Raw genomic sequence first — 26,409 nt, forward strand, 5'->3', positions numbered from 1 at the left:
GGCTGGACAGTCCCGCGCCGCTGCGGCACCAAGGTCAGCGGGGCATCCGGCCCCGCCGGGAGCCGCCCATGCACATCGCCTGCACCACCATGACCGGCCGCGGCGGTACCGACCGCCTGCTGGCCTCGGTCGCGCAGCGCCTCGCCGCCGAGGGGCTGACCGCCTGCGGCGTGGTGCAGATCAACAGCAACTGCGGCCCCGACCGGCCCTGCGACATGGACGTGGCGGTGCTGCCCGACGGCCCCAGCTTCCGGATCTCGGAAACCCGCGGCCCGGGCGCCCGCGGCTGCCGGCTGGACCCCGACGCGCTGGAACGCGCCGTGGCCGAGGTCGCGGCCCGGCTCGGGCCCGGCACCGACCTGCTGATCGTCAACAAGTTCGGCAAGCACGAGGCCGAGGGCCGGGGCTTTCGCGACGTCATCGCCCAGGCGCTGGCGCTGGACGTCCCGGTGCTGGTCGGGGTCAACGCGCTTAACGTCGACGCCTTCGCCGCCTTCGCCGGCGGCATGGAGGCGCGCCTGCCACCCGACGAGGCGGCGATCCTGGCCTGGGTGCGGGCGCACCGGCCGGCCCGCCCCCGGCGCGCTTGACAAGCACGGATCGCAGCGGCGATAACGGCTTGATTTTCGTCATACCATAATCGCCGGCCCGCGCATGCTGGTCGGCCCACTGCGGAGGACTCCCACCATGCCGGCGATCCGTTCGGTCGAATGCGACCTGTTCCGTATCCCCCTGGCCGAGGTGCTGAGCGACGCCAAGCACGGCGATCACACCCATTTCCAGCTGGTCACGGTGCGGATCGCGCTGGACGACGGCACCGAGGGCACCGGCTATACCTACACCGGCGGCTATGGCGGCGACGCGATCAAGGCGATGGTGGACACCGACCTCAGGCCCTGGCTTCTGGGCCGCGACGGCGGCGACATCGACGCGGTCCATGACGGCATGCAGTGGCTGGTGCATTATGTCGGCCGCGGCGGCATCGCCTCGTTCGCGATCTCGGCGGTGGACATCGCGCTGTGGGACGCGCGCGGCAAGCGCGAGGGCAGGGCGCTGTGGCAGATGGCCGGCGGCGATACCGACCGCTGCCGCGCCTATTGCGGCGGCATCGATCTGAACTTCCCGCTGCCCAAGCTGCTAGACAGCATCCGGGGCTATCTCGACCGGGGCGCCGACGCGGTGAAGATCAAGATCGGCCAGCCCGAGCTTGCCACCGATATCGAACGGATCGCCGCGGTGCGCGAACTGCTCGGCCCGGACCGGCATTTCATGGTCGACGCCAACTACGGCATGAGCGTCGCTCAGGCGATCGAGGCCTCGAAGGCCTTCGCGCGCTTCAACCTGACCTGGTTCGAAGAGCCGATCATCCCTGACGACTACGACGGTTACGCCCGCATCACCGACGAAACCGGCATGCCCGTCGCGCAGGGCGAGAACCTGCACACGATCCACGAATTCGAGCAGGCCGTGGCGCGGTCGAAACTGGCGTTCCTGCAGCCCGACGGATCGAACTGCGGCGGCATCACCGGCTGGCTGCGCGCGGCGAAACTTGGCGCCGACGCGGGCATCACCGTCTGCAGCCACGGCATGCAGGAGCTGCACGTCAGCCTGGTGTCGGGCTTTCCCGGCGACGGCTGGATCGAGGTGCACTCGTTCCCGATCGACCAGTACACCACGCGCCCGCTGCGGCTGCAGGACCACCGCGCCGTGGCGCCGTCCGAGCCCGGCACCGGGGTGGTGTTCGACTGGGACCGGCTGCGCGCCGCGCACGACCCGGCGCGCTGAGCCTCAGCGCGCGCTGTCGAACGTCACCCGGACATATTCCCAAGCCGAGCGCAGGTGATCGGTCAGCGCACGCTCGGCCGCCTCGGGGTCGCGCTCGACGATGGCGTCGAAGATCGCCTTGTGGCTGCCGTAGTTGACCCTGTTCCGCTCCGGATAGCGCTGCATCCGCAGCCAGTGCGGCGACAGCCAGGCAGCATAGGCCGCGTGCACGGCAGGGAACACCGGGTTGCGGGTCATGCGGTAGAGCACGCCGTGAAACTCGGTGTCGGTGCGGTAGAAGTCCTCGGAATCGTCGATCGCCGCGCGGTTCGCCTCCAGCGCCGCGGCCAGCATCTCGATGTCGGCCTTGGTGGCGGACAGGGCGGCGTCGCGCACCAGCCCGCGCTCGATGAAGATCCGGGTGTCGAACAGGTTGCGCACGTCGGTGCTGTCGACCAGCAGGTGGCGGATGATGCCGCCGATGCTGTCGACGGCGGTGCGGTAGTCGGGGCGCTTCACGATCGGCCGGTGGCGCGGGCGGCTCTGCAGCATGCCGCGCGCGCTCATCATGATGATCGCCTCGCGGATCACGGTGCGACTGGCGCCGAAGCGCTGAATCAGGTCGCGCTCGGCCGGCAGCGGCCGGCCGTCGGGCAGGGTGCCCGACAGGATCTCTGCTTCCAGCGCGCTGACCACCGCGTCGGCCGCGCGGCTGTCGCCCGGAACCTCGTCCTCGAGTCCGGCGGGGTGGGCAAGGTCGTGTTCGCTGTGTTGCGCCATGTACACCGGTTCCCGTCGTTCGCTGCCGTTCCATCGCACAAGGCGCGGCCGACCGCCAGTTGCGGACGGTCGCGGATCGCGACAGCGGGAAATGTATCATACAAAAATTGCTCCGTGCCAAAAATTTGGTACGACAAGAATTGATTCCGTGTTGACTGAACAATAACCCGCAGCCTATCGTCACGTCAGCAACGATAAGACCGAACAGGGAAAACGCGTGACGCACCGTCGACCGAACGTCATTCTCATCTCCTCCGACCAGCAACGCGGAGATTGCATTGGCGCCGACCGGCGCAACGTGCGCACGCCGAACATCGACCGCATCGGCCAGGCGGGCGCGCGGTTCGCGAACTGCATCACGCCGCATCCGATGTGCATGGCCGCCCGCGCATCCATCCTGACCGGCAAGCTGCCCTATACCCACGGCGTGCGCGACAACGGCCGCGACCTGGACCCGGGGTTCGGCGCGCAGGGGCTGGGCGGGATCTTCGGTTCTGCCGGTTACGCCACGCATTTCATCGGCAAGGCGCATTTCACCTCGCACCAGACGTTCGCGCCGACCGGCCAGCCCGAGAACTACCAAAGCGCGGCGGACTGCCCGCCGGACTGGTCCGGCCCCTATTTCGGCTTCGACAACCTGCAGATGATGCTGCGGCCCCACCACCACACCCGCTGGTACGACCTGCCGCAGGGCCTGCATTACGAACGGTTCCTCGACCGCGACGGCAAGGGACAGGAGCGGTGGGACCGCGCCAAGGAAGCCCTGCCGCCCGAGACCGGCCATTTCCAGGCCTGGCGCTCGAAACTGGAGGAGCCCTGGCATTCCACCGCCTGGATCGGTGACCGCGCCGTCGAGATGATCGCAGGGCAGGGTGACGACCCGCTGCTGGCCTGGGTCTCGTTCCCCGACCCGCACCCGCCGTTCCTGTCGCCGCTGCCCTGGGGCAGCATGTACGACCCGGACGAGGTGGATCTGCCGAACCACTACGAACTGGATCTGGACCGCCGTCCCCGCTGGCACCACGGCTTCCTGCACAACCCGATCCGCACCAGCCAGGGCACCGAGCACAACGCCCGCGGCGTGAACTGGGGCGGCAAGGGCGAGATCACCGAGGCCGCGCTGCGCCAGATCACCGCGATCTACTACGGCATGATCTCGAACATCGACGCCCAGGTGGGGCGGGTGCTGGACGCGCTGGCCGCGAAGGGTGCGCTGGACAACACCTATGTCATCTACATCAGCGACCACGGCGAATGGCTGGGCGATCACGGCCTGCTGCTGAAGGGGCCGATGCTGTATGACGGCCTGCTGCGGGTGCCCTGCCTGATGCAGGGACCGGGGGTGCCGCAGGGCAGGGTGATCGACGATCCGGTCAGCACGCTCGACCTGCGCGCGACGCTGTCGGACCTGTGCGCGGTCGAAGCCGCGCCCGACAACGGCGCCTCGCTGCGCGGGCTGCTGGACGGCACCGCCAGCCGCGACTTCGCCTGTGGCGAATGGGAGGTGGACGAAGGCCGCTCGGGCATCTCGCTGGACCTGCGCACCGTACGAACCGCGCGCCACCGGCTGTCGCTCGATCTGCAGTCCGGCACCGGCGAGCTTTACGACCTGCACGACGATCCCGACGAGATGGACAACCTGTTCGACGATTCTTCCGGCGCGTCAGCCCGCAAGGAACTCACCGACATGATCCGATCCCGCCCCGACGACATGATCCCCGCCGCGCCCCGCGTCGGCTGGCACTGAGCACGAAAGAGACCGCATGACCAAGATTGCCGCCATCGAACCGATCCTCGCCCGCGTCGGGGTCCGCAACCAGTTGCTGGTCAAGATCACCACCGAGGACGGCATCACCGGCTGGGGCGAGTCCGGCCTGTCCTCGCGCGAGCACAGCGTCGCCGCCAATGTCCGCCACTTCGCCGATTTCCTTGTCGGGCAGGACAGCCGGCAGATCGGCCGGATCTGGCAGGAAAACTATCGCAGCCAGTATTTCGAGGGCGGGCGCGTCTTCACCGCCGCCATGTCGGCGATCGACATTGCGCTCTACGACATTCTCGGCAAACGGCTGCAGGTGCCGGTCTACCAGCTTCTGGGCGGCAGGCACCGCGACAAGGTTCCGGCCTTCGCAACGACGAATGCCTCGGATATCGACGGCACGCTGGAGCAGATCAGCATGCTGCAGGAGGGCGGCTGGGACTGTATCCGCATCCTGCCCGGCATCTGGAACACCGGCGAGATCTTCGAGCCGCGCAAGTCCATCGCCGACACCGCCGAGCGCCTGATCGCCGTGCGCGAGCACGTCGGCCGCGAAATGACGCTGGGCATCGACTATCACCACCGGCTGTCGCTGGCCGAGGCGGCAAGCTTCTGCAACATGCTGCCCGCCGGCACGCTCGACTTCCTGGAAGAGCCGATCCGCGACGAGACCCCCGAGGCCTATCGCACCCTGCGCACGATGACCGACATCCCCTTCGCCGTGGGCGAGGAATTCGCGTCGAAATGGCAGGCCGGCCCCTACATCGAGCAGGGGCTGACGCAGTACATGCGGCTGGATATCTGCAACATCGGCGGCTTCACCGAGGCGATGAAGGTCGCCGGCTGGTGCGAGCGGCATTACATCGACCTGATGCCCCACAACCCGCTGGGCCCGGTCTGCACCGCCGCGACCGTGCACCTGGGCGCCGCCGTTCCGAACTGGTCCTGGGTCGAGACCCGCCAGGCCCCGACCGAGAACCTGGGCTTCCACGATCCCGGGCTGTTCCCGGTGCAGGTGCAGATGGACGGCCCCTTCTACATCACCCCCGACGCGCCGGGCCTGGGCGTCGAGGTCGACGAGGATGCGATCCGCGCCGCCGGCACGCCCGAGCATGTGGAGCCGCCGCACCTGAAGCGGCCCGACGGGTCGGTGACCAACTGGTGAAGCGACCAGAAGAAACAGCAGAGGAGGAAATGATGACCCTGATTCCCAAGCGCGGATGGCGCGCGACGCAGGTCGCGGCGGCTTGCCTTGCGTTGGCGCTCTCGGGGCCCGCATGGGCCTGGCAGGAGGCGCCGATGCTGAGCAAGATGGTCGAGGCCGGCGAGATTCCCCCGGTGGACGAGCGCCTGCCGGCCGAGCCGCTGGTGCAGGAGGTCGTCGAGCAGACCGGCGAGTACGGCGGCACCCTGCGCCGCGCGATCCTCGGCGGCGGCGACCAGCACAACATCGTGCGCACCATCGGCAGCGACAACCTCGTGCGCTGGGATTGGAACTGGAGCGAGGTGAAGCCGAACATCGCCAAAAGCTGGGAGGTCTCGGACGACGCGACGACCTTCACCTTCCACCTGCGCGAAGGCATGAAATGGTCCGACGGCGCGCCCTTCGGCGCCGACGACATCATGTTCTGGTACGAGGACGTGTTCCTGAACCCCGACCTGACCCCGGTCAAGGACATCAACTTCGTCGGCGCCAGCGGCCCGGTCGAGGTCACCAAGATCGACGACCTGACCGTCGAGTTCAAGTTCGGCGAGCCGAACGGGCTGTTCATTCAGAACCTGGCCTACGGTTTCAGCTACTACCCGACGGTGTTCGCCAAGCACTACCTTTCGCAGTTCCACGAGAAGTACAATCCGGACGTGCAGGCGCTGGTGGATGCGGAACCGGCGGCCTCGGACTGGGTGCAGCTGTTCAACCTCAAGGCCGGGCCGATGGACACGCCGCTGTTCTGGCAGAACCCGGACCGCCCGACGCTGCACGCCTGGCACCTGACCAACGCCTACGGCTCGACCGACCGGGTCGAGGTGGTGCGCAACCCGTACTACTGGAAGGTCGACGAGGACGGCAACCAGCTGCCCTATATCGACCGCATCACCTATGACCAGGTCGAGGACGTCGAGACGATCCTGCTGAAGGCCTTCAACGGCGAGATCGACCTGATGCTGCGCCACATCGGCCGGCCCTCGTACAAGGCGGTGCTGACCGACAACATGGAGCGCGGCAAGTACCGGTTCTTCGACGTGAACGACCTGCCGGCGAACTCGATGATCGTGATGATGAACCTGACCAACAAGGACCCGGTCAAGCGCGAGGTCGTGAACAACAAGGACTTCCGCATCGGCGTCAGCCACGCCATCAACCGCCAGGAGATCATCGACCTGCTGTACTTCGGCTCGGGCTATGCCGCCCAGTCGGCGCCGCAGCCGGGCTCGGAGTTCTTCAAGGAGGAGTACCAGAAGCAGTACACCGAGTTCGACCCGGACCTGGCCAACGAATACCTCGACAAGGTCATGCCCGAGAAGGACGCCGAGGGCTTCCGCCTTGGTCCCGACGGCAACCGCTTCCAGCTGATCTTCCTGGTCGCCGACGTGTTCGGCCTGCAGTACCCGGACGCGATGGAGCTGATCAAGGGCTACCTGGCGGATGTCGGCGTGGACATCCAGGTGCGCGCCACCGACCGCTCGCGGCTGATCGCCCTGCACACCGCGAACGAGCAGGACGCCTATCTGTGGAACTGCGGCGGCGGCCAGAAGGACGCCTACACCGCGCCGCTGTGCTACCTGCCGATGCCGTCGAACTCGGTCAGCTGGGCGCGCGAATGGGCCAAGTGGGCGACCGACAAGTCCACCGGCGAAGAGCCGCCCGAGGAGGTCAAGGCGATCCTGGCGAAGTACGACAGCGTCAAGGCCGCCCCCACGCCCGAAGAGCAGCACGACCTCATGGCCGAGCTGATCGAGATGGCGATGGACCAGTTCTTCACCGTCGGCCTGGTGCAGAACGAGCCGGTCTTCGGCCTGGCCCGCAACAACGTGCGCAACGTACCCGACCCGCTGCCGATCGCCGGCCAGCTGTGGTTCCCGGCGCCCTACGTCGCGCAGGTCTACTACGAGGGCGGTCAGTCTCTCCCCTGACCATCCGGCCTGCGGCCCGGCATACTTCGCCGGGCCGCCCTTTCACACCCGATCGACCCGGAGCCGACCGATGAGATTGCCGCACGGCACTGCAACGCGAAAGGCGCCCTGAGATGCGCGGCTTCCTGCTCCGCCGCCTGCTCTACATGATCCCGACGCTGTTCCTGGTGTCGATCACCACGTTCATCATCATCCAGCTGCCGCCCGGCGACTACCTCGACGCGCTGGCCGCCGACATGGGCGAGGCCGGGGTCGAGAACACCGCCGTGATGGAGGCCCTGCGCCAGCAGTACGGCCTCGGCCAGCCGATGTACGTGCAGTACTTCAAGTGGATGAAGGGCATCCTGCTCGAGGGCAACTTCGGCATCTCGTTCGAGAAGAACGTGCCCGTCAACGACCTGATCTGGGACCGGCTGGCCTGGACCTTCGGCATCTCGATCCTGACGCTGATGTTCATCTGGTTCACCGCGCTGCCGATCGGCATCTACTCGGCGGTGCGCAAATACTCGGTCGGGGACTATGTCGCCACCTTCTTCGGCTTCCTCGGCCTCGCGATCCCGAACTTCCTGCTGGCGCTGGTGATGATGTACGTCGCCTTCAAGTACTTCGGCCAGAGCGTCGGCGGCCTCGTCAGCCCGGAATACTTGAACCAGCCGTGGAGCTGGGCCAAGTTCGTCGACCTGCTGCAGCACATCTGGATGCCGATCTTCGTCGTCGGCACCTCGGGGGCGGCGGCGCTGATCCGGATCATGCGCGCCAACCTGCTGGACGAGCTGTACCGCCCCTACGTCGTCACCGCCCGCGCCAAGGGCATGAGCGAGTTCCAGTTGCTGCTGCGCTACCCGGTGCGCGTGGCGCTGAACCCGTTCATCTCGACCATCGGGTGGATCCTGCCGACGCTGGTCTCGGGCGAGATCATCGTCGCCGTGGTCATGAACCTGCCGACCACCGGCCCGCTGCTGCTGCGCGCGCTGCTGGTGCAGGACATGTACCTGGCCGGCTCGATGATCCTGATCGTCAGCGTGCTGACGGTGATCGGCACCCTCATCTCCGACCTGCTGCTGGCCTGGGTCGATCCACGGATACGCTACCAATGACCATGACGCAGACCGAGCTGGCGAATGCCGCCGAAAGCAACATCGACCCGACGCCCATCGTCCTGGGGCCCTGGGCGCTGGTCTGGCGCAAGTTCCGCCGGCACCGGCTGGCGATGGTCTCGGCGGTGGTGGTGATCTTCATCTATCTCGTCGCGATCTTCGCCGAGTTCCTGGCCCCGTTCCCGACCGACCAGACCAGCGTGCGCCATACCTTCGCGCCGCCCCAGCCGCTGGCGCTGTTCGTGACGGACGCGGACGGCACCCGCTTCCGGCCCCATGTGAAGGGCCTGAAGATGGAGATCGACCGCGAGGCGATGCGCCGCTCGTTCGCGGTGGACGCGGAACGGATCATCCCCGTCGGCTTTTTCGTGAAGGGCTACGAGTACAAGCTGCTGGGCCTCATCCCGGCGAACCGCCATTTCTTCGGCCCGCTGGACCCGCGCGATCCGATGTACCTGTGGGGCGCCGACCGGCTGGGCCGCGACATGTTCAGCCGGATCGTCATGGGCACCCGCGTGTCGATGTCCATCGGCCTTGTCGGCGTCGCCGTCTCGCTGGTCATCGGCGTCGCGATGGGCGGGCTGTCGGGCTACTACGGCGGCTGGGTGGACACGCTGATCCAGCGCTTCATCGAGTTCATCCGCTCGGTCCCGACGATCCCGCTGTGGATGGGGCTTGCCGCCGCGATCCCGCTCGACTGGCCGCCCTTGCGAACCTATTTCGTGGTGACGGTGATCGTGTCGATGATCGGCTGGACCAGCCTTGCGCGAGAGGTCAGGGGCAAGTTCCTGTCCCTGCGCGGCGAGGATTTCATCACCGCCGCAAGGCTCGACGGGCTGACCGACCGCGAGGTGATCCTCAAGCACATGGTGCCCAGCTTCTCCAGCCACATCATCGCCTCGCTGACGCTGGCGGTGCCGCTGATGATCCTGGCCGAAACCTCGCTGTCGTTCCTGGGCATCGGCCTGCAACCGCCGCTGGTCAGCTGGGGCACGCTGCTGAAGGAAGCGCAGAACATCCGCTCGATCATCGAGGCGCCCTGGCTGCTGATCGCCCCCGGCTCGGTCATCGTGGTCGCCGTGCTGGCCCTCAACTTCCTGGGAGACGGTCTTCGTGACGCAGCCGACCCCTATTCCAACTGAGCCCGCGCCGCTGCTGCGGATCGCGGGGCTGAAGACCCATTTCTTCACCGACGACGGCGTGGTGAAGGCCGTGGACGGCGTCGACCTGACCGTCGAGCCGGGCAAGACGCTTTGCGTGCTGGGCGAGTCCGGCTGCGGCAAGTCGATCATGGCGCGCTCGATCCTGCGCATCGTGGACCGGCCCGGCCGCATCGTGGGCGGCTCGATCACCTACCGGGCCGCCGACGGCCGCTCGGTGGATCTGGCGGCGATGTCGCCGACCTCTGCGGCGATCCGCCAGATCCGCGGCAGCGACATCGCGATGATCTTCCAGGAGCCGATGACCTCGCTCGGGCCGATCCAGAAGATCGGCAAGCAGATCGTCGAAACCATCCTGCTGCATCGCAGGATGTCAAAGGCCGAGGCGAAGGAAACCGCGATCGAGATGCTGAACCGCGTCGGCATTCCCCGCCCGCGCGAGCGGTTCGAGGCATATCCGTTCGAATTGTCCGGCGGCATGCGCCAGCGCGCGATGATCGCGATGGCGCTGTGCTGCCAGCCGCGCCTGCTGATCGCGGACGAGCCGACGACCGCGCTGGACGTGACCACGCAGGCCCAGATCCTCGACCTGATCGCGGACCTGAAGGAAGAGTTCGGCATGGCGGTCATGCTGATCACCCACGATCTGGGCGTCGTGGCCGAGGTGGCCGAGGACGTGGCCGTGATGTACCTGGGCAAGGTGGTCGAAAAGGGCGACGTCTATTCGATCTTCGAGGAACCGAAGCACCCATATACCCGCGCGCTGCTGGAATCCGTGCCCCGGCTCGGCGTCAGGCACGCGGGCCGGCTGCCCGCGATCGAGGGCATGGTCCCGCACCCGCTGGTCCGCCCCACCGGCTGCCCGTTCCGCACCCGCTGCCGCGCGTTCATGCCCGGCATATGCGACGTGCACCAGCCCGAGCTTCAGCGCCAGGGCCGCACCGACGTGGCCTGCTTCCTCCACAACCCGGTGCCCGCCCATGGATGACCAGACCCCGATGGACGACGTGATCCTGGACGTGCGCGACCTGTCGATGCATTTCCCGGTCCGCGCCGGCATGTTCGGCAAGACCCATTCCGCCGTCCGCGCCGTCGACAACGTCTCCTTCCAGGTGCGGCGCGGCGAGACCTTCGGAATCGTCGGCGAAAGCGGCTCGGGAAAGACCACGCTGGGGCGCTGCATCATGCGCATCCTCGGCCCCACCGGGGGCGAGATCGGCTATGCCAGCGAAGGCGCGGGCATGGTCGACCTGGCCGCGGTCGAGGACGCCCAGATGCGCGACCTCTGGCGCGAGATCCGGATGATCTTCCAGGACCCGCAATCCTCGCTGAACCCGCGCCTGCCGGTGATCGAACTGGTCGGGCAGGTGCTGCGCAAGGCCGAGGGGCTGAAAGGCGCGGCGCTGGCCGACCGGGTGGCGGACCTGCTGAAGAGCGTCGGCCTGCGCCCCGAGATCCTGCACCGCTACCCCGCCGCCTTCTCGGGCGGGCAGCGCCAGCGCATCGGCATCGCGCGGGCACTGGCGACCAAGCCGCAACTGGTGATCGCCGACGAGGCGGTCTCGGCCCTCGACGTGTCGATCCAGGCGCAGACCCTGAACCTGCTGCAGGACCTGCAGGAGGAGTTCGGCCTGACCTACGTCTTCATCGCGCATGACCTGGCGGTGGTCGAGCACATCTGCGACCGCGTCGCCGTCATGTTCCTGGGCGAGATCGTCGAGCTTGCCGACACCGAGACCCTGTTCGCCGCGCCCAGGCACCCGTACACCCGCGCGCTGCTGTCCGCCGTGCCGGTGCCCGATCCGCGCCAGCGCTCGGACCGCCGCCTGCGCGCCGCCGCGCCCGCCGAGGTGACCGACACCGCCACCGCCTGCAAGTTCGCCGCCCGCTGCCCCCACGCCCGGGACCTCTGCCGCCGCCAGCGCCCGCAGAAACGCACGGTGGGCGGGGCAGAGGTGCTGTGCCACTTCGCCGGAGAGATCTAGCGCCGGTTCGGCTTTCCCTTCGTCACCCGCTTGACCATCTTCCCGAACTGCTTGTCCCGCGCCCGGCGCTCGGCCAGCGAGGCGCTGTTGTGGCTGTCCTCGGCGGCCAGCTTGCGCCAGCGGGCGAGGCGGGCGGGGTCGAGCGTGCCGTCGCCGATGGCCGCTTGCACCGCGCAGCCCGGTTCGGTCCGGTGCCGGCAGTCGCGGAACCGGCAGGCGGCGGCAAGCTCGGCGATGTCGGCAAAGACCTCGGCCAGACCCTCGGCGGCATCCGTCAACTGAAGCTCGCGCATGCCGGGGGTGTCCAGCAGCCAGCCGCCGCCGGGCAGGCGGTGCAGCTGGCGGCGGGTGGTGGTGTGGCGGCCCCTGGCGTCGTCCTCGCGGATGCCCTGCGTGGCCAGCGCCTCGCCGGTCAGCGTGGCGATCAGGGTTGACTTGCCGACACCCGACGAGCCGACGATCCCCACCGTCTGGCCTTTGCCGCACCAGGGGGCCAGCCGTTGGGCGGCCGTCCGGTCGCGGGCGTCGAGGATCTCGACGATCAGGCCGGGGCTCAACGCCTCGGCTTCGGGCACCAGCGCCTGCGCATCGTCGCTCAGGTCCGCCTTGGTCAGCACGATCACCGGCGTCACCCCGGCACCGCGCGCGAGCGCGAGGTAGCGCTCCAGCCGGGCCGGGTTGAAATCCTGGTTGCAGGATGTGGCGATGAACAGCGTGTCGATGTTGGCCGCGATCAGCTGCCGCTCCCGGTCCGAGCCGGGGGCGCGGCGGGCGATCAGGCTGAACCGCTCCAGCAGGCGCACCGGGCGCAGGGTTTCCGGGTCGACCAGCAGCCAGTCGCCGACGGTGGCGGGGCCGCCGCGCGCATCCGGGACCGGCGGCGCGTGGCCGTGCAGTTCCGCGCCGCGGACCGTCAGGCCCGAGCGGTTGATGGTCAGCACCCGGACCGGGGCGCGGGCGGTGTATTCCTCGGCGTCGAGTTGCGCGGTGAAATGCGGCCGCCAGCCCAGCGCGGCCAGGTCGGGCGTGGCGTAGGCCAGGTGCAGCACCGGCTCGCCGGTGGCCGCGTCGGTGCCCTCGCCGGTCACGGTGAAGCCGTAGGCGGCGTAGAACGCGCGGGCCGCGGGGTTGCGGGTGAACACCTGCAGGCTCAGCGCGCCGCGTGCGGCCACGGCGCGGTCCAGCAGGGCGCGGCCGAGGCCGCGGCGCTGGTGGGCGGGGGCGACGAACAGGCCGCCGACCTCGGAGCCGAGCAGCGCGACGAAGCCGGCGACGCGGCCGCCGGCCTCGGCCACCCAGGTCTCGGCGGCGGGCAGGTGGACGGTGCGGATCGTCTCGGCGTGCTGGTCGTGGAAGCCGCCGGGCAGGAAGTCGTGCGCGGCCGAGGCGGCGGCGTGCCAGACGGCGACGACGGCATCGGCGTCCTTGGGATCATAGGGTCGGATCATGGGTTCCGGTCTTTCGATCGATCAGGCGGGAAGCGGCGCAGCCGCCCGGCCCGCGCGGGGCGGGCGGGAGGGTCGACCGCGGTGCGAGGGGCGGCCTTTCGGCGGCCCGGCCTGATCAGGTCATGAAAGCTCCGTTCTGGGTGGCGGATCATACCCGAGCCGGGGCGGTCTGAAAAGGGGCACGACAGCGTGCCAACCGCAGATTTCACCGTGAAGACCCCATCAACTACCTGTTTTTGAACGGAAACAGAATCCTGAAACTGGATTAACGCCGGAAACCCGGCGCTGGCCGCGCCGCCCGCCAGGCCGCGCGCGCCGGCGGCGCGGCGCCGGACCGGAAGATCGCCGCGACCGCGCGGCGGCATTCCGGCGCGGCGCCGCCGCGGCGGCAGGGTGCGCCGGATGCCGCCTTGCATTCCGCCTTCGTCCGCGGTCATCTGGGCGCCGGCCCGATCGCGGGCGGCGACGGCGACAGCAACGGCAAAGGCAACGGCAACGGCAAAGGCAGCACAGGGCAGCATGGGCGCGACGAAACCCCTGGCCGAGGGCCCCGCAGAGCCGCGGCCGGTGTCCAACACCGGCCGGGCGGCGGCAGAACTGCGGCGGATGATCTTCAGCGGCGAGATGGCCGCCGGCTCGGACCACCTGGAAAGCGAGCTGGCGGCGCGGCTGGGCATGTCGCGCACCCCGGTCCGCGAGGCGACGCTGATGCTGCAGGAGCAGGGGCTGCTGCAGGTGCGCCCGCGCAAGGGCGTGCGCATCCGGCCGGTGTCGCCCGACGACATGCGCGAGATCTACGAGGTGCTGACCGAGATGGAGAGCCTGGCCGCCGAGCGCGCCGCCCGCGCCCGGCCCGGCGCCGCCGCGCTGGCCGCGCTGGGCGAGGCCATCGCCGAGATGGAGCGGGCGCTGGACCGGGGCGACCGAGAGGCCTGGGCCGAGGCCGACGACCGTTTCCACGCCGAGCTGGTGCGGCTGGGCGGCAATTCCCGCGTGTCGGGCATCGTCGCGCGGATGGCCGACCAGGTGCGCCGGGCGCGCAGCGTCACGCTGCACATGCGGCCGCTGCCGGTGCAGTCCAACACCGATCACCGCCGGGTGCTGGAGGCGATCCGCGCCGGCGATGCCGGGGCCGCCCGCCGCCTGCACCGCGCCCACCGCACCGCCGCCGGCGAGATGCTGGTGGCGCTGCTGGAAAGGCACCGGCTGCGGCAGCTGTAAGCCGGCGCCGGCCCTGCTGGACGGCGGTCAGGTCACCTGTCAGGTCACCTGGACGTGCAACTCGCCGATGCCGGCGATCTTCGCCGCGATCCGGTCGCCGCGGCTGACCGGCCCGACCCCCGAGGGGGTGCCGGTCAGGATCACGTCGCCCGCCGCCAGCGTGAAGTGGCGCGACAGCACCGCGATCAGTTCCGGCACCTTCCAGATCATCTGGTCCAGATCGCCCTCCTGGCGCAGCTGGCCGTTGATGCTGAGCTCGATCCGGCCGGCGGCGGGGTGGCCGAGGGTCTCGGCCGGGTGCAGCGGCCCGCACGGCGCGGCGCGGTCGAAGGCCTTGCCGATCTCCCACGGGCGGCCGGCCGCCTTCGCCTCGGCCTGCCGGTCGCGGCGGGTCATGTCCAGCGCCACCGCATAGCCGTAGACACGGCGCAGCGCGCGGTCGACGGCGATGTCGGCGCCGCCCGAGCCCAGCGCCACCGCCAGCTCGACCTCGTGGTGCACCTCGGTGCTGGCGGGCGGGTAGGGGAAGGTGCCGGTGGCATCCAGCGCGTCGGCCGGCTTTAGGAAGAAGAACGGCGGCTCGCGGTCCGGATCGTGGCCCATCTCGATGGCGTGGGCGGCGTAGTTGCGCCCGACGCAGTACACCCGCCGCACCGGAAAGGTCTTGTGCGTGCCCGCGACGGGCAGCACCGGGCGCGGCGGCGCGTCGATCACGTGGTCGGTCATGGCGGTCCCCTGTCGTCTGCCGCGCACAGTCGGACAATGCCGGACCGGGTGCAAGATCAGTCGTCGCCCTTCTTCTCGGGCTTGTCCTTGCGGCTGGTGCCGGCCATTTCCTCGAGCTCGCTTTCGGACATGCTGTCGTACATGTCCTTCGACGCGCCCTGCAGGTCCGAGACCCGGGTATCGCCGCGCTTGGCGGACAGCGCCGCGCCGGCGGCTTTCTGCTGCGCTTTCGACTTGGCGGGCATGGCGTCCTCCTTCGTTGCGTTTGCGTTTGCGGTTGCGGTTGCGGGTTGGCGCGCCGCCGTCAGCGCCGGCGGGCGCGCCGTCCCGCCGCCTAAACCGCCGCCGCCTGCATTGGTTCCGGCATTGGTTCCGGCAATGGTTCCGGCAATGGTTCCGGCGGCCGCACGGCCGCGCCAAACCCCGCGCCAAACCCCGCGCCAAACCCCGCGCCAAAACTTCACGCGTAATGGAACTTTTGGCGCGGTTCGCGTCTTTGGTAGTAACCGCGCCGCCGGATCGGCGGTGGCGGGGGGGAAGTCACCGGTGGATGCGAAACCCGGAACGGACCTGTTCGCGCCCGCGCGCAGGACCGGATGAAACAGTATTTGTGCCCTGTGAAGGAGGTACTTGAAAATGACCGGCTCTTCGACCGAGTTCGACATGGACCGAACAGCGGAAGACGCGCGCTCTGCCGCCAGGGATCTGAAGGACGAGGCGGCCGGCCGCCTGGCCCAGGCCCGCGACGCCGCGGTAGACAGCGCCGCCTCCGGCGCCGAGACCGCCAAGAACCGAACCGCCGACGAGGTGTCGTCGGTGGCGACCGCGCTGCGCCGCGCCTCGGACGAGCTGCGCCAGGGCTCGCCGCAGGAGCGGACCTTCGGGCAGATCGCCGAGTCGCTGGCCGAGCTGTCGGACGGGATCCGCGACAAGGATCTGCGCGACCTGGTGCACGACGCCTCGGCGATCGCCCGCCGCAACCCGCTGGCGTTCCTCGGCGGCGCCGCGCTGCTGGGCTTTGCCGCGACGCGGTTCGCCAAGGCCGGCCAGCGGGGTCAGGCGTTCGGTTCCGGCACCGGCCAGGGCAGCGCCTACGGCGCCGGCGGCTATGGCACCGGCGCCGGCGGTTACGGCACCACCACCGGCGACGGCTATCGCCCCGACATCTCGGAACGTGCCGAGGCGGCGATGCCGCCGCGCAGCGCCGCGCCGGCCACCGCCTATCCCGCGCCCGCGGTGAAGCCATCGGAGGACTCGTGATGCCGGAAGATCAAGCCAAGACGCGCGGCGGATCCACCGCCGGTCTGCTCGGGGACATGCTGCAGCACGTCAGCAGCCTGGTCCGCAACGAGGTCGACCTGGCCCGCGCCGAGGTCAGCGAGAGCGTCGGCCGCGCCAGCGGCGCGGTGGTGATGCTGATCGTCGCCGCGGTGCTGGGCCTGACCGCGCTGGATGTGCTGGCCGCGGCCGCGGTGGCGGCGCTGGCCCAGGGCGGGATGTCTGCCGGCTGGGCGGCGCTGATCGTCGGCGGCGTGCTGGCGATCGTCGCGCTGCTGCTGGCGATGCGCGGCCGCCGCAACCTGAAGCTTTCCAATCTTGCCCCGCGCCGGACCGCGAAGAACGTCCGCCGCGACGCGAACACCGTCAAGGAGATCTACAATGGCGACTGATACCCGCAGCGCATCCGAGATCGAGCGCGACATCGAGCAGGAGCGCGCGCAGTTCCGCGACACCGCCCAGCAGTTGCAGGATCGCTTCTCTCCCGACCGCCTGCTGGGCGATCTGGGCCGCGAGTTGCGCGACTACGGCAGCGACTACGGCCGCTCGGTCGCGCGCGTCGTGCGCGACAACCCGGTGGGTCTGGCGCTGACCGGCATCGGCCTTGCCTGGCTGGCGTTCGGCGGCCGCGCCGGCGGCGCCGACCACAGCCGCGGGGGCGGCGGCGTCTACGGCCGCTCGGCCGCAGGTCACGGCCGCCGGGCCGACCCGATGCTGCTGGACGACGAGGACTACGCCGGCGGCTATGACCCGAACAGCTACGGCCCGAACAGCTACGGCACGGACAGCGCCGACAGCAGCTTTCCGAGCTGGGCGCGCGAGGACGACCACTACAGCGACCCCTGGGCCGGCGGCGACGCCGGCGGGCAGGGCGCGCTGGGCCGCGCCGGTGACGTTGCCGGTGACGTCGCCGGCCGGGCCCCCGACGGCGCCGCCGGCTGGGCCGACAGCGCCGGCAGCGCCGCGGGCGGCGCCTATGCCAGCGCGCGCGAGCATGCCAACCGCCTGCGCCAGGGCGCGCAGGAGACCGGCGCCGACTTCCAGGCGCGGATCTCGCGGCTGCGCGCGCGTCTGGCCGAGGGCACCGAGGACCTGTCCGACAGCGCCCGCGAGCGGGTGATCGCCGCCCGCGCCCGCGCCGTCGAGGCGCGCGACAAGGCCCGCCGCGCCGCCTCGCAGGGCGGTGCCGCCGCCACCGAGTTCTTCCGCGACCAGCCGCTGGTCGCCGGCGCGCTGGCGCTGGCCGCCGGCGCGGCGCTGGGCAGCGCGCTGCCGCGCAGCCGCACCGAGGACCGGTGGATGGGGGCCTACAGCGACTCGCTGTTCGACGAGGCCGAGTCGATCTATCGCGAGGAGCGCGCCAAGCTGGAGCGCGTCGCCGAGGCCGCCGGCGAGGAAGCCAAGGACATCGCCGACGAAGCCGGCAAGGCGCTGAAGCAGTCCGCGGAAGCCGCGCGCGAAAAGGCCGGGGAGGCCGCCGATCGTATCGGCGAGGCCGCCAAGGACGAGGCCGACCGGCAGGACCTGGGCCGGCCCCACCACTGACGCGCCGGACCGCGCGCACGTTCCCTGGACCGTGCGCGCGCACCCCGCGCCCGGCTTGCCGGGCGCGGGCCCAACCGCCGCCAGACCCTTGCCCGCCGGAGCCGCCATGCCCCATCCCGGAGAGTTCGCCGAAGGCCCGCTTGCCATTCCCACCGCCGGCTGGAAGGCGATCCTGCTGCGGGTGAAGGACGAGATCTCGGCCGACCGCATCGGGCTGGTCGCCGCCGGGGTGGCGTTCTACGGCCTGCTGGCGCTGTTCCCGGCGGTGGCCGCGCTGGTCGCGATCACCGGGCTGGTGATGGACCCGCAGGCGGTGGCCGAGCAGCTGCAGCAGGCGACCGCGGTGATGCCGGCCTCGGCCGCCGAGATCATCCGCGGCCAGGTCGACGATCTGGTCGCCAGCGGCGAGACCGCGCTGGGGCTGACCGCCGCGATCGGCATCGCGCTGGCGATCTATTCCGCCTCGAAGGGGGTAAGCGCGTTCATGCAGGGGCTGAACGTCGCCTGGGACGAGACCGAGGACCGCGGCTTCGTGCGCCGCACCGCGACGGTGCTGGCGCTGACCGCGCTGATGGTGCTGGGCGCGGCCATGGGGCTGGTGGTGGGTCCGGCGGTGCCGGCGCTGCTGTCCTTCGTGCAGCTGGGGCCGATCACCGAGTTGTTGATCGTCGTCGCCCGCTGGCTGGTGATGGCGCTGCTGGCGGCCCTGGGCATCGCCGTGCTGTACAGGTACGGGCCCAGCCGCGCGCCGGCGCAGTGGCGCTGGCTGATGCCGGGGGCGGTTCTGGCCTGCGTGCTGTGGCTGGCGGCCTCGGCCGGCTTTTCGGTCTATGTCGAGAACTTCGGCTCGTACAACGAGAGCTTCGGCGCCCTGGCCGGGGTGGTGATCCTGCTGATGTGGCTGTGGATCTCGGCCTATGTGCTGCTGCTGGGCGCCGAGCTGAACGCCGAGGCCGAGGCGCAGACCCGCGCCGACACCACCGCCGGGCGCGGCATGCCGATGGGCGAGCGCGGCGCCCGCAAGGCCGACACCGTGGCGGGGTCCGCCGACGGCTGAGCCGGCGGCGCGACTCCGGCGTTGCGGGTTCGGCACCGGGGTCTCTGGATTCTCGCGAAAGGATATTGTACCGTCCGCCGCGAGGCGCTTCGTTTCGGCCCCGTCACGCACCAACCCCCCGCGGTTTTCCGCCCGGGGCGTGCCTTTCCTGGACCAGTGCGGCGATCATCCCCGGGGATGCGGGGGTGCCGCCGGCGCCCCGCCACTGCCGCCCGGCGCGCTTTGCAGCCGGCGGCGCCGGGCAATTTCCGCCCGCGCCAAGACCGCCCCGATCCTTCCGGCTCGAGGCCAGACCATGAGAGGAATGCCCGTGACGGCCACGATGTCCGCCCCGCAACCGACGCAGATCGACGCGCTGCGCCATGTGAAGGCCGCCGACTGGGGGCGGGGGCTGGGGGCGCTGGTGCGCATCACCCGGATGTGCTTTCGCCACCCCTGGCAGGCCGGCGCCGCGATCGTCGCCACGATCGTCGCCGCCACGCTGCAGCTGACGATCCCGCAGCTGCTGGGCCGCGCGGTGGACCACACCCAGGCGATCGTCGCCGGCTCGGGCGATGCGGCGGACCGGGCGCTGATGACCACCGCGCTGACGCTGCTGGCGGTCAGCGCGGCGCGCGGGCTGTTCACCATGGTGCAGAACTACTTCGGCGAGTCGGTCGGCCACCATGTCGGCTACGAGCTGCGGCTGGCCTGCTACGAGAAGATCCAGCGGCAGAGCTTCGCGTTTCACGACCGGATGCACTCGGGCGAGCTGATCACCATCGGCATGCTCGACCTTGAGGGGGTGCGGATGTATTTCTCGACCGGCTTCATCCGCGTCGTGCTGCTGTCGATCCTGATCGGCGTCGGCGCCTGGCTGCTGCTGTCGATGGACGTCGGGCTGGGCCTGGTGGCGCTGAGCTTCGTGCCGTTCGTCGCCTGGCGGTCCTCGGTCTCGCGGCTGAAGCTGCGCAAGACCTGGCTGGAGCTGCAGGACCGGCTGTCGGTGCTGACCCGGGTGATGGAGGAGAACCTCGGCGGCATCCGCGTGGTGCGCGCCTTCGCCGGGCACCGCTACGAGATGTTCAAGTTCGACCGCGCCTCGAAGACGGCGCTGGGCCTGGCGCACGAGCGCGTCGGCCTGCGGGTGCGCAACACCAGCATGATGACGTTCTCGTTCTTCGCGGCGATGGGGCTGGTGCTGTGGATCGGCGGCGGCAAGGTGGTGAGCGGGCAGATCACCGTCGGCGAGCTGGCCTCGTTCCTGGCGTTCATGACCATCCTGCAGATGCCGGTGCGGCAGCTGGGGCTGATGGTGAACTCGTTCGCGCGCGCCTCGACCTGCGGCGGGCGGCTGTTCGCGTTCCTCGACCTGCCGGTCGACATCGCGGACGCGCCGGGCGCGCGGCCACTTGAGATCACCGACGGCACGCTGCGCTTCGAGGGCGTCGGCTTCGCCTATCCCGACAATCCGGGCAAGCCGGTGCTGGAGGGCATCGACTTCGAGGTGAAGCGCGGCCAGACCCTGGGCATCGTCGGCGCGCCGGGCAGCGGCAAGTCGACGCTGGTGCACCTGATCCCGCGGTTCTACGACGCCACCGAGGGGCGGGTGAGCCTCGACGGGCAGGACATCCGCAAGGTGCCGTTGCACGATCTGCGCCAGGCGGTGGCGCTGGTGCAGCAGGACAGCTTCCTGTTCACCACCACGATCGAGAACAACATCGCCTATGCCGACCCCTGGGCCGAGGACAAGCGGATCCAGGGCGCGGCGGCCTCGGCGCAGCTGCACGACTACATCCTCGGGCTGCCCGGCGGCTACGGCACCGTGGTCGGCGAGCGCGGCGTTTCGCTGTCCGGCGGCCAGCGCCAGCGCCTGTCGATCGCGCGCACGGTGATGCAGGAGCCGGCGGTGATGGTCTTCGACGACTCCACCGCCGCCATCGACGCCGCCACCGAGCAGCGGATCCGCGGCGCGATGAAGGACTACGCGAAGGACCGGGCGACGATCGTGATCGCGCACCGGCTGAGCTCGGTGATGCACGCCGACCAGATCCTGTTCCTCGAGGGCGGCCGCATCGTCGAGCGCGGCACCCACGAGGAGCTGCTGGCGCTGGGCGGGCGCTATGCCGCGCTGCACGAGTTGCAGGTCCGCCCCGAGGGCGACGTGCTGGACGATCTCGGGGGGAACGGGCAATGACCACGGGCGAGCTGGAAGTCAACGTCAACGATGTGCGCGACGACGGCCGCCGGCCGGTGCGCGCGGTGGTCGGCTCGCACCGCATCGAGGAGGCGATGTTCGGCCGCGTCTTCGACGGCAAGGTGGTCGGCCGGATCTGGACCTTCGTGCATCCCTACCGGCGCCGGGTGGCGCTGGCGGTGGCGGCGGTGCTGACCTTCACCGCCATGCAGCTGACGGTCCCGCTGATCATCCGCTACGCCATCGACGACGGCATCGCCGGCGCCGCCGCGGGGCCGGGCGCGGGGGCTGACGCGGCGAACGGCGCGCTGGGCTGGTACGCCGCCGCCTTCGCCGTCGCCGTGCTGATCAACTACGCCGCCAGCTACCTGCAGGAGAACACCGTCGGCCAGGTCGCCGAGAACGTGCTGTTCGACATCCGCCGGGCGATGTTCCAGCACCTGCAGCGGATCTCGCTGTCGTTCATGGACAAGACCGAGGTCGGCCGGCTGATGTCGCGGCTGCAGGGCGACGTCAACTCGATGCAGGAATTCCTCGAGACCTGCGTGCTGTCGGTGGGCGACGTGGTGCTGCTGTTCGGCATCGTCGGCGTCATGCTGTGGCTGGACGCGCAGCTGGCCGCGCTGGTGCTGGCGGTGATCCCGGTGCTGTTCCTGGTGCGCATCGTCTGGCTGCCGCGGGCGCGCAAGGCGTTCATGGCCGCGCACGAGACCAACTCGGTCGCCAACGGCGCGCTGGCCGAGGCGATCCATGGCGTGCGCGCGGTGCAGGGCATGGACCGGCAGGGGGTGAACTTCGCGCTGTTCAACGAGCTGGCGCGCAAGAACCTGGCGGCGCACCTGCGCGCCAGCCGCTATGCGCAGGTCATGGTGCCGATCGTCGACACGCTGACCGGCATCGCCATGGCGGTGGTGGTCGTGGTCGGCGGCGCGATGGTGCTGAACCGGACGCTCGAGGTCGGGGTGATGGTCGCGTTCATCTTCTACATCCAGCGCTTCTTCGACCCGATCCGCTCGCTGACCATGCAGTATTCGGTGATGCAGCGGGCGATGGCCTCGGGGCAGCGCCTGACCGAGGTGCTGGACGTCGAGCTGGACGTGACCGACAAGCCCGGCGCGGTGGCGCTGGGACCGCAGATGGACGGCTCGGTCGAGTTCCGCGACGTGACCTTCGGCTACGACCCCAGGCACCCGGTGCTGCAGGACGTCAGCTTCCGCGTCGCCCCCGGCGAGACGGTGGCGCTGGTCGGCCCCACCGGGTCCGGCAAGTCCAGCGCGATGGCGCTGGTGCACCGGTTCTACGACGTGCAGCGCGGCCAGGTGCTGGTCGGCGGGCACGACGTGCGCGACGTGACCCAGGACAGCCTGGGCGCGCAGATCGCGATGGTGCTGCAGGAGCCGTTCCTGTTCACCGGCTCGGTGCTGGAGAACATCCGCTACCGCAAGACCGACGCCACCGAGGACCAGGTGATCGAGGCCGCCAGGGCGGTCGGCGCGCACGACTTCATCGAGGCGCTGCCCGAGGGCTACCGGACCGAGCTGGGCGAGCGCGGCGGCAACCTGTCGCTGGGCCAGCGGCAGCTGATCAGCTTTGCCCGCGCGCTGGTCGCCGACGCCAGGATCCTGGTGCTGGACGAGGCCACGGCGAACATCGACAGCTACACCGAGGCGCAGATCCAGAAGGCGCTGGTGACGCTGCTGAAGGGGCGCACCGGGCTGGTGATCGCGCACCGGCTGGCGACGATCCGCGGCGCCGACCGGATCATCGTGCTGCAGAACGGGCGGCTGGTCGAAAGCGGCAGGCACGACGCGCTGATGGACGGCGGCGGGCTGTACTCGCGGCTCTACCGGCTGAACTACGCCAGCTTCGACGACATCCCCGACGCGGCGGTGAAGGCCGAGGCGACGGCGCGCTCGGCCAGCTGAGGCGGCGAAAGCGACAGGGGCTTTATCGGTGGCAGGCTCGAATCGTTGCGTGGATTGGTTAATGGGCGGATGCTCCGCGGGTGGGTAAACACACCTGGAGGAGCGCAAGGTGGCAATATTCGACAAGATGAACGCGGCGGTCCGGGATGAGGACGCGGATGCCTACCTCGCCCTCTACGGGGACGATGCCGTGTTCGTGCGGCATCAGTCGGGCGAGATCATGGACAAGGCGAGTTTCAGCACGATGATCCGCAAGATGGTCGGATCTGGCGACATGAAGATGGGCGAGCGGCGCTGCATCTACGAGAACGACGACATTCTGGTCGTGCATTCCGTCAACGACTATCCGGATGGAACGCGCGAGGCCGTGCTGATGGCCTGCACGCTGACCGACGGCAAGATCAGCCGGGTCGAGACCGGAGCGACGCCGCTGGCAAAATGAGCCGGCGCCAAGCTCTGCCCGTCGCTGCCTTCGTCACGGGTGACCGACCGGGTGTCGCCCCGGCATCCTGACGCGGTGGCGCCCCCGAGGCGCCGTCGCACGGGCCGGCGCTGACGGACAGGGCAACCGCTGCGCCGGCGCCGAAGGTACGACCCGGCGCGATGGCGTTGGCACGTCTTCGCCCCCTGACGGGTCCAATGCCACCGAAGGCGCGCGTCGTGGCGCCTTGCGGCCCTGCATGGACACCGGGGCGTGGCCGGTTGGCAGGACGCCGGACGGCACTTGCGCGCGCACCGTTTCACAAAGGTTTCACCCGCCCGTCCAACCGGCTATCACACTCGAAACGACAGTGGAGAGCCGACATGTTGCGCAACGACCAGCTCGACGCCTGGGACCGCGAGAGCTTCCTGCATCCCTCGACCCATTGGGGCCAGCACGCGCGCGGCGAAAGTCCGAACGCGATCATCACCGGGGGCAGCGGCTCGTTCATCGAGGACCGCGACGGCAAGCGCCTGCTGGACGCCTTCGCCGGGCTGTATTGCGTCAACGTCGGTTATGGCCGCACGCAGATCGCCGAGGCCATCGCCAAGCAGGCGCATGAGCTGGCCTATTACCATTCCTATGTCGGCCACGGCACCGAGGCGTCCGTCACTTTGGCGCACATGGTGCTGGAGCGCGCGCCCGAGCACATGAGCAAGGTCTACTTCGGGCTGGGCGGGTCGGACGCGAACGAGACCAACGTCAAGCTGCTCTGGTACTGCAACAACATCCTCGGCCGGCCGAAGAAGAAGCGGATCATCAGCCGCTGGCGGGGCTATCACGGCTCGGGGCTGGTGAGCGGCTCGCTGACCGGGCTGGACCCGTTCCACCGCGCGTTCGACCTGCCGCTGAGCCAGGTGCTGCACACCACCGCGCCGTACTATTTCCGCCGCGAGAAGCCCGAGCAGAGCGAGGCGCAGTTCTCGGCGCAGTGCGCCGCCGACCTGGAGGCGCTGATCGAACGCGAGGGCGCCGACACCATCGCCGCGTTCATCGCCGAGCCGGTGCTGGGCACCGGCGGCATCGTGCCGCCGCCCAAGGGCTACTGGGAGGCGATCCAGCCGGTGCTTGAGAAGCACGACATCTGGCTGATCGCCGACGAGGTGGTCACCGGCTTCGGCCGGCTGGGCACGATGTTCGGCTCGGAGCATTACGGGCTGAAGCCGGACATCATCACCATCGCCAAGGGGCTGACCTCGGCCTATGCGCCGCTGTCGGGCTCGATCGTCTCGGACAAGGTGTTCGCGGTGCTGGAGCAGGGCACCGACACGATGGGGCCGATCGGCCACGGCTGGACCTACTCGGCGCACCCGATCGGCGCCGCCGCCGGCGTCGCCAACCTGAAGCTGATCGACGAGCTGGGGCTGGTCGAGAACGCCGGCACGGTCGGCGCGCACCTGCGCGCGGCGCTGGCCGAGGCGGCCGGCGGCCATCCGCAGGTCGGCGACGTGCGGGGCGAGGGCATGCTGGCCGCGGTCGAGCTGGTCGCCGACCGCGACGCGCGGCGGTTCTTCGATCCGGCCGGCGCCACCGCCGGCAAGGTGGTCGCCGCCATGCGCGAGCGCGGCGTGATCGCCCGCGCCATGCCGCAGGGCGACATCATCGGCTTCGCGCCGCCGCTGAGCCTGAGCCGCGAAGAGGCCGAGACCGTCGCCGGCGTCACCGCCGAGGCGCTGAAGGCGGTGCTGGGCTGAGCCGCGCCGCGCCGACCGCCACGGCCGGGCGCGTCCGGCCGTGGCCGCGGCCAGCTTGCGGCGCGGCGCGCGCCGGGCGACAATCGGACGCGGGATGAGGATCGGCCAGGTCTTCTATGCGACCGCGCTGGCGATCATGGTCGGCTGGCTGCTGTGGATCGGCAAGCCGGTGCTGCTGCCGGTGATCGCGGCGCTGATGTCGGTGTACGTGCTGTCCGCCGCCGCCGACAGCATGGGCCGGCTGCCGCTGCTGGGCCGTCTGCCGGCCTGGGCGCGGCGCACGCTGGCGCTGATCGGCTTCGCCATCTTCGTGGCGCTGATGTTCGCGCTGGTGGTCAACAACTTCGCCCAGGTCGCCGGCGCGCTGCAGCGCTACGAGAGCAACCTCGAGGGGCTGGTGACCCGCACCGCCGGGCTGCTGGGGCTGGAGAACGAGCCCACCTGGGAAAACCTGCGCCGCGCCACCATCGACCGGTTCGACATCCGGCCGCTGATCGCGCCGCTGCTGCTGTCGCTGCGCGGGCTTGGCACGACGCTGTTCCTGCTGGTGCTCTACGCCACCTTCTTCATGGCCGAGCGCGGCCAGCTGGCGGCCAAGCTGACGCTGGCGATGGGCAGCGCCGACGACGGCGCGCGGGCGCTGGACGTGCTGCGCCGGATCAACGACCGGATCGGCCGCTACCTGGTGGTCAAGACGGTGGTGAACGCGATCCTCGGCGCGCTGTCCTACGCGATCATGCTGCTGCTGGGGATCGAGTTCGCGCTGTTCTGGGCGGTGCTGATCGCGTTCCTGAACTACATCCCCTACATCGGCTCGCTGGTCGGGGTGGTGTTCCCGGTGCTGCTCAGCCTGGCGCAGTTCGGCTCGCTGGCGATGGCGGCGCTGGTGACGGTGGCGCTGACCGCGGCGCAGGTGTTCGTCGGCGGCTGGCTGGAGCCGCGGATGATGGGCCGGGCGTTCAACCTCAGCCCGTTCGCGGTGCTGCTGGCGCTGGCCGCCTGGAGCGCGCTGTGGGGCCTGCCCGGCGCGGTGCTGGCGGTGCCGCTGACCGCCAGCCTGGTGATCGTCATGGCCGAGATCCGCGTCACCCGCCCGGTGGCGATCATGCTGTCGGCCAGCGGCCGGGTCTGAACCGCGGCGGGGCGCGCCGCGACGGATTCGGGCCGCTCCGGGCTTCCCCTTT

General features: G+C 70.1%; 24 protein-coding genes. 19 read left to right on the forward strand and 5 right to left on the reverse strand.

All coding sequences use genetic code 11. The features are described 5' to 3' along the window. Positions 1-68 precede the first annotated feature (68 nt). The gene (locus GE300_RS04425; protein ID WP_154445280.1) at positions 69-590 is read left to right on the forward strand and encodes a DUF2478 domain-containing protein; all 522 of its coding nucleotides are present in this window, start codon (positions 69-71) and stop codon (positions 588-590) included. Between the two features lie 97 nt (positions 591-687). Next, positions 688-1,785, forward strand: a complete 1,098-nt coding sequence (locus tag GE300_RS04430; RefSeq protein ID WP_154445282.1) for a mandelate racemase/muconate lactonizing enzyme family protein — start codon at positions 688-690, stop codon at positions 1,783-1,785. 3 nt (positions 1,786-1,788) lie between these two features. Here GE300_RS04430 and GE300_RS04435 read toward each other — a convergent pair whose 3' ends face one another. Continuing rightward, entirely contained in the window at positions 1,789-2,544 is a 756-nt protein-coding gene (locus GE300_RS04435) for a FadR/GntR family transcriptional regulator (RefSeq protein WP_154445284.1), read from the reverse strand. 217 nt (positions 2,545-2,761) lie between these two features. On the opposite strand from GE300_RS04435, the gene GE300_RS04440 reads away from it, so the two are divergent. From GE300_RS04440 to GE300_RS04470, 7 genes are all read left to right on the forward strand, one after another. Continuing rightward, the gene (locus GE300_RS04440) at positions 2,762-4,291 is read left to right on the forward strand and encodes a sulfatase family protein (protein ID WP_154445286.1); all 1,530 of its coding nucleotides are present in this window, start codon (positions 2,762-2,764) and stop codon (positions 4,289-4,291) included. Positions 4,292-4,307: 16 nt separating this feature from the next. Next, positions 4,308-5,465, forward strand: a complete 1,158-nt coding sequence (locus GE300_RS04445; RefSeq protein ID WP_154445288.1) for a mandelate racemase/muconate lactonizing enzyme family protein — start codon at positions 4,308-4,310, stop codon at positions 5,463-5,465. A gap of 32 nt (positions 5,466-5,497) precedes the next feature. After that, entirely contained in the window at positions 5,498-7,432 is a 1,935-nt protein-coding gene (locus GE300_RS04450) for an ABC transporter substrate-binding protein (protein WP_154445290.1), read from the forward strand. Positions 7,433-7,545: 113 nt separating this feature from the next. Beyond that, complete coding sequence (locus GE300_RS04455; RefSeq protein WP_154445292.1) at positions 7,546-8,529, forward strand: ABC transporter permease; 984 nt, start codon at positions 7,546-7,548, stop codon at positions 8,527-8,529. After that, the gene (locus GE300_RS04460) at positions 8,526-9,671 is read left to right on the forward strand and encodes an ABC transporter permease (protein ID WP_154445294.1); all 1,146 of its coding nucleotides are present in this window, start codon (positions 8,526-8,528) and stop codon (positions 9,669-9,671) included. The genes GE300_RS04455 and GE300_RS04460 overlap by 4 nt, the downstream gene beginning before the upstream one ends. After that, the gene (locus GE300_RS04465) at positions 9,643-10,677 is read left to right on the forward strand and encodes an ABC transporter ATP-binding protein (protein ID WP_325063099.1); all 1,035 of its coding nucleotides are present in this window, start codon (positions 9,643-9,645) and stop codon (positions 10,675-10,677) included. The genes GE300_RS04460 and GE300_RS04465 overlap by 29 nt, the downstream gene beginning before the upstream one ends. Continuing rightward, entirely contained in the window at positions 10,670-11,674 is a 1,005-nt protein-coding gene (locus tag GE300_RS04470) for an ABC transporter ATP-binding protein (RefSeq protein ID WP_154445296.1), read from the forward strand. The genes GE300_RS04465 and GE300_RS04470 overlap by 8 nt, the downstream gene beginning before the upstream one ends. Here GE300_RS04470 and rsgA read toward each other — a convergent pair. After that, the gene (rsgA, locus tag GE300_RS04475) at positions 11,671-13,122 is read right to left on the reverse strand and encodes a ribosome small subunit-dependent GTPase A (RefSeq protein WP_154445298.1); all 1,452 of its coding nucleotides are present in this window, start codon (positions 13,120-13,122) and stop codon (positions 11,671-11,673) included. The two genes, GE300_RS04470 and rsgA, sit on opposite strands and share 4 nt — an antisense overlap. Further along, complete coding sequence (locus tag GE300_RS04480; RefSeq protein WP_154445300.1) at positions 13,119-13,559, reverse strand: hypothetical protein; 441 nt, start codon at positions 13,557-13,559, stop codon at positions 13,119-13,121. The genes rsgA and GE300_RS04480 overlap by 4 nt, the downstream gene beginning before the upstream one ends. A gap of 82 nt (positions 13,560-13,641) precedes the next feature. Here GE300_RS04480 and GE300_RS04485 point away from each other — a divergent pair, with 82 nt between their 5' ends. After that, entirely contained in the window at positions 13,642-14,343 is a 702-nt protein-coding gene (locus tag GE300_RS04485) for a GntR family transcriptional regulator (RefSeq protein WP_154445302.1), read from the forward strand. Positions 14,344-14,382: 39 nt separating this feature from the next. Here GE300_RS04485 and GE300_RS04490 read toward each other — a convergent pair whose 3' ends face one another. Both GE300_RS04490 and GE300_RS04495 read right to left on the reverse strand, forming a co-directional pair. After that, entirely contained in the window at positions 14,383-15,069 is a 687-nt protein-coding gene (locus tag GE300_RS04490) for a fumarylacetoacetate hydrolase family protein (RefSeq protein ID WP_154445304.1), read from the reverse strand. Between the two features lie 56 nt (positions 15,070-15,125). Beyond that, positions 15,126-15,314, reverse strand: a complete 189-nt coding sequence (locus GE300_RS04495) for a DUF3008 family protein (protein WP_154445305.1) — start codon at positions 15,312-15,314, stop codon at positions 15,126-15,128. A 391-nt stretch (positions 15,315-15,705) separates the two neighbouring features. Between GE300_RS04495 and GE300_RS04500 the strand changes: the two genes are divergently transcribed. The 9 genes from GE300_RS04500 to GE300_RS04540 all read left to right on the forward strand — a co-directional run bounded on the left by GE300_RS04500 (position 15,706) and on the right by GE300_RS04540 (position 26,357). Then, a complete protein-coding gene (locus tag GE300_RS04500) occupies positions 15,706-16,329 on the forward strand; it encodes a hypothetical protein (protein ID WP_154445307.1) in 624 nt (207 codons plus the stop codon). After that, a complete protein-coding gene (locus GE300_RS04505) occupies positions 16,329-16,739 on the forward strand; it encodes a phage holin family protein (RefSeq protein ID WP_154445309.1) in 411 nt (136 codons plus the stop codon). The genes GE300_RS04500 and GE300_RS04505 overlap by 1 nt, the downstream gene beginning before the upstream one ends. Further along, entirely contained in the window at positions 16,729-17,892 is a 1,164-nt protein-coding gene (locus GE300_RS04510; protein WP_154445311.1) for a DUF3618 domain-containing protein, read from the forward strand. Before GE300_RS04505 ends, GE300_RS04510 begins: the two co-directional genes overlap by 11 nt. Before the next feature lie 106 nt (positions 17,893-17,998). Then, positions 17,999-18,949 carry a YihY/virulence factor BrkB family protein gene (locus GE300_RS04515; RefSeq protein ID WP_154445313.1) on the forward strand — a complete coding sequence of 317 codons (951 nt, stop codon included), beginning with the start codon at positions 17,999-18,001 and terminating at the stop codon, positions 18,947-18,949. 304 nt (positions 18,950-19,253) lie between these two features. Beyond that, positions 19,254-21,125: an ABC transporter ATP-binding protein gene (locus tag GE300_RS04520; protein ID WP_154445315.1), complete on the forward strand. Its 1,872-nt coding sequence runs from the start codon at positions 19,254-19,256 to the stop codon at positions 21,123-21,125. Next, entirely contained in the window at positions 21,122-23,050 is a 1,929-nt protein-coding gene (locus GE300_RS04525; RefSeq protein WP_154445317.1) for an ABC transporter ATP-binding protein, read from the forward strand. Before GE300_RS04520 ends, GE300_RS04525 begins: the two co-directional genes overlap by 4 nt. A 109-nt stretch (positions 23,051-23,159) precedes the next feature. Beyond that, complete coding sequence (locus tag GE300_RS04530; protein ID WP_154445319.1) at positions 23,160-23,492, forward strand: nuclear transport factor 2 family protein; 333 nt, start codon at positions 23,160-23,162, stop codon at positions 23,490-23,492. A gap of 362 nt (positions 23,493-23,854) precedes the next feature. Then, on the forward strand, positions 23,855-25,225 hold the full coding sequence (locus GE300_RS04535) for an aminotransferase (protein ID WP_154445321.1): 1,371 nt from the start codon (positions 23,855-23,857) through the stop codon (positions 25,223-25,225). Between the two features lie 94 nt (positions 25,226-25,319). After that, positions 25,320-26,357: an AI-2E family transporter gene (locus tag GE300_RS04540; protein WP_154445323.1), complete on the forward strand. Its 1,038-nt coding sequence runs from the start codon at positions 25,320-25,322 to the stop codon at positions 26,355-26,357. The last annotated feature ends 52 nt before the right edge of the window (positions 26,358-26,409 follow it).

It is taken from the genome of Halovulum marinum (assembly GCF_009697225.1).
Lineage (GTDB): Bacteria > Pseudomonadota > Alphaproteobacteria > Rhodobacterales > Rhodobacteraceae > Halovulum > Halovulum marinum.

Coding starts and splice junctions, on each gene's coding strand:
- rsgA (WP_154445298.1), bottom strand. CDS start 13,122: ATGATCCGACCCTATGATCCCAAGGACGCCGATGCCGTCGTCGCCGTC.
- GE300_RS04515 (WP_154445313.1), top strand. CDS start 17,999: ATGCCCCATCCCGGAGAGTTCGCCGAAGGCCCGCTTGCCATTCCCACC.
- GE300_RS04520 (WP_154445315.1), top strand. CDS start 19,254: ATGCCCGTGACGGCCACGATGTCCGCCCCGCAACCGACGCAGATCGAC.
- GE300_RS04460 (WP_154445294.1), top strand. CDS start 8,526: ATGACCATGACGCAGACCGAGCTGGCGAATGCCGCCGAAAGCAACATC.
- GE300_RS04540 (WP_154445323.1), top strand. CDS start 25,320: ATGAGGATCGGCCAGGTCTTCTATGCGACCGCGCTGGCGATCATGGTC.
- GE300_RS04490 (WP_154445304.1), bottom strand. CDS start 15,069: ATGACCGACCACGTGATCGACGCGCCGCCGCGCCCGGTGCTGCCCGTC.
- GE300_RS04505 (WP_154445309.1), top strand. CDS start 16,329: ATGCCGGAAGATCAAGCCAAGACGCGCGGCGGATCCACCGCCGGTCTG.
- GE300_RS04430 (WP_154445282.1), top strand. CDS start 688: ATGCCGGCGATCCGTTCGGTCGAATGCGACCTGTTCCGTATCCCCCTG.
- GE300_RS04470 (WP_154445296.1), top strand. CDS start 10,670: ATGGATGACCAGACCCCGATGGACGACGTGATCCTGGACGTGCGCGAC.
- GE300_RS04480 (WP_154445300.1), bottom strand. CDS start 13,559: ATGACCGCGGACGAAGGCGGAATGCAAGGCGGCATCCGGCGCACCCTG.
- GE300_RS04485 (WP_154445302.1), top strand. CDS start 13,642: ATGGGCGCGACGAAACCCCTGGCCGAGGGCCCCGCAGAGCCGCGGCCG.
- GE300_RS04495 (WP_154445305.1), bottom strand. CDS start 15,314: ATGCCCGCCAAGTCGAAAGCGCAGCAGAAAGCCGCCGGCGCGGCGCTG.
- GE300_RS04500 (WP_154445307.1), top strand. CDS start 15,706: ATGACCGGCTCTTCGACCGAGTTCGACATGGACCGAACAGCGGAAGAC.
- GE300_RS04510 (WP_154445311.1), top strand. CDS start 16,729: ATGGCGACTGATACCCGCAGCGCATCCGAGATCGAGCGCGACATCGAG.
- GE300_RS04445 (WP_154445288.1), top strand. CDS start 4,308: ATGACCAAGATTGCCGCCATCGAACCGATCCTCGCCCGCGTCGGGGTC.
- GE300_RS04525 (WP_154445317.1), top strand. CDS start 21,122: ATGACCACGGGCGAGCTGGAAGTCAACGTCAACGATGTGCGCGACGAC.
- GE300_RS04535 (WP_154445321.1), top strand. CDS start 23,855: ATGTTGCGCAACGACCAGCTCGACGCCTGGGACCGCGAGAGCTTCCTG.
- GE300_RS04425 (WP_154445280.1), top strand. CDS start 69: ATGCACATCGCCTGCACCACCATGACCGGCCGCGGCGGTACCGACCGC.
- GE300_RS04455 (WP_154445292.1), top strand. CDS start 7,546: ATGCGCGGCTTCCTGCTCCGCCGCCTGCTCTACATGATCCCGACGCTG.
- GE300_RS04450 (WP_154445290.1), top strand. CDS start 5,498: ATGACCCTGATTCCCAAGCGCGGATGGCGCGCGACGCAGGTCGCGGCG.
- GE300_RS04435 (WP_154445284.1), bottom strand. CDS start 2,544: ATGGCGCAACACAGCGAACACGACCTTGCCCACCCCGCCGGACTCGAG.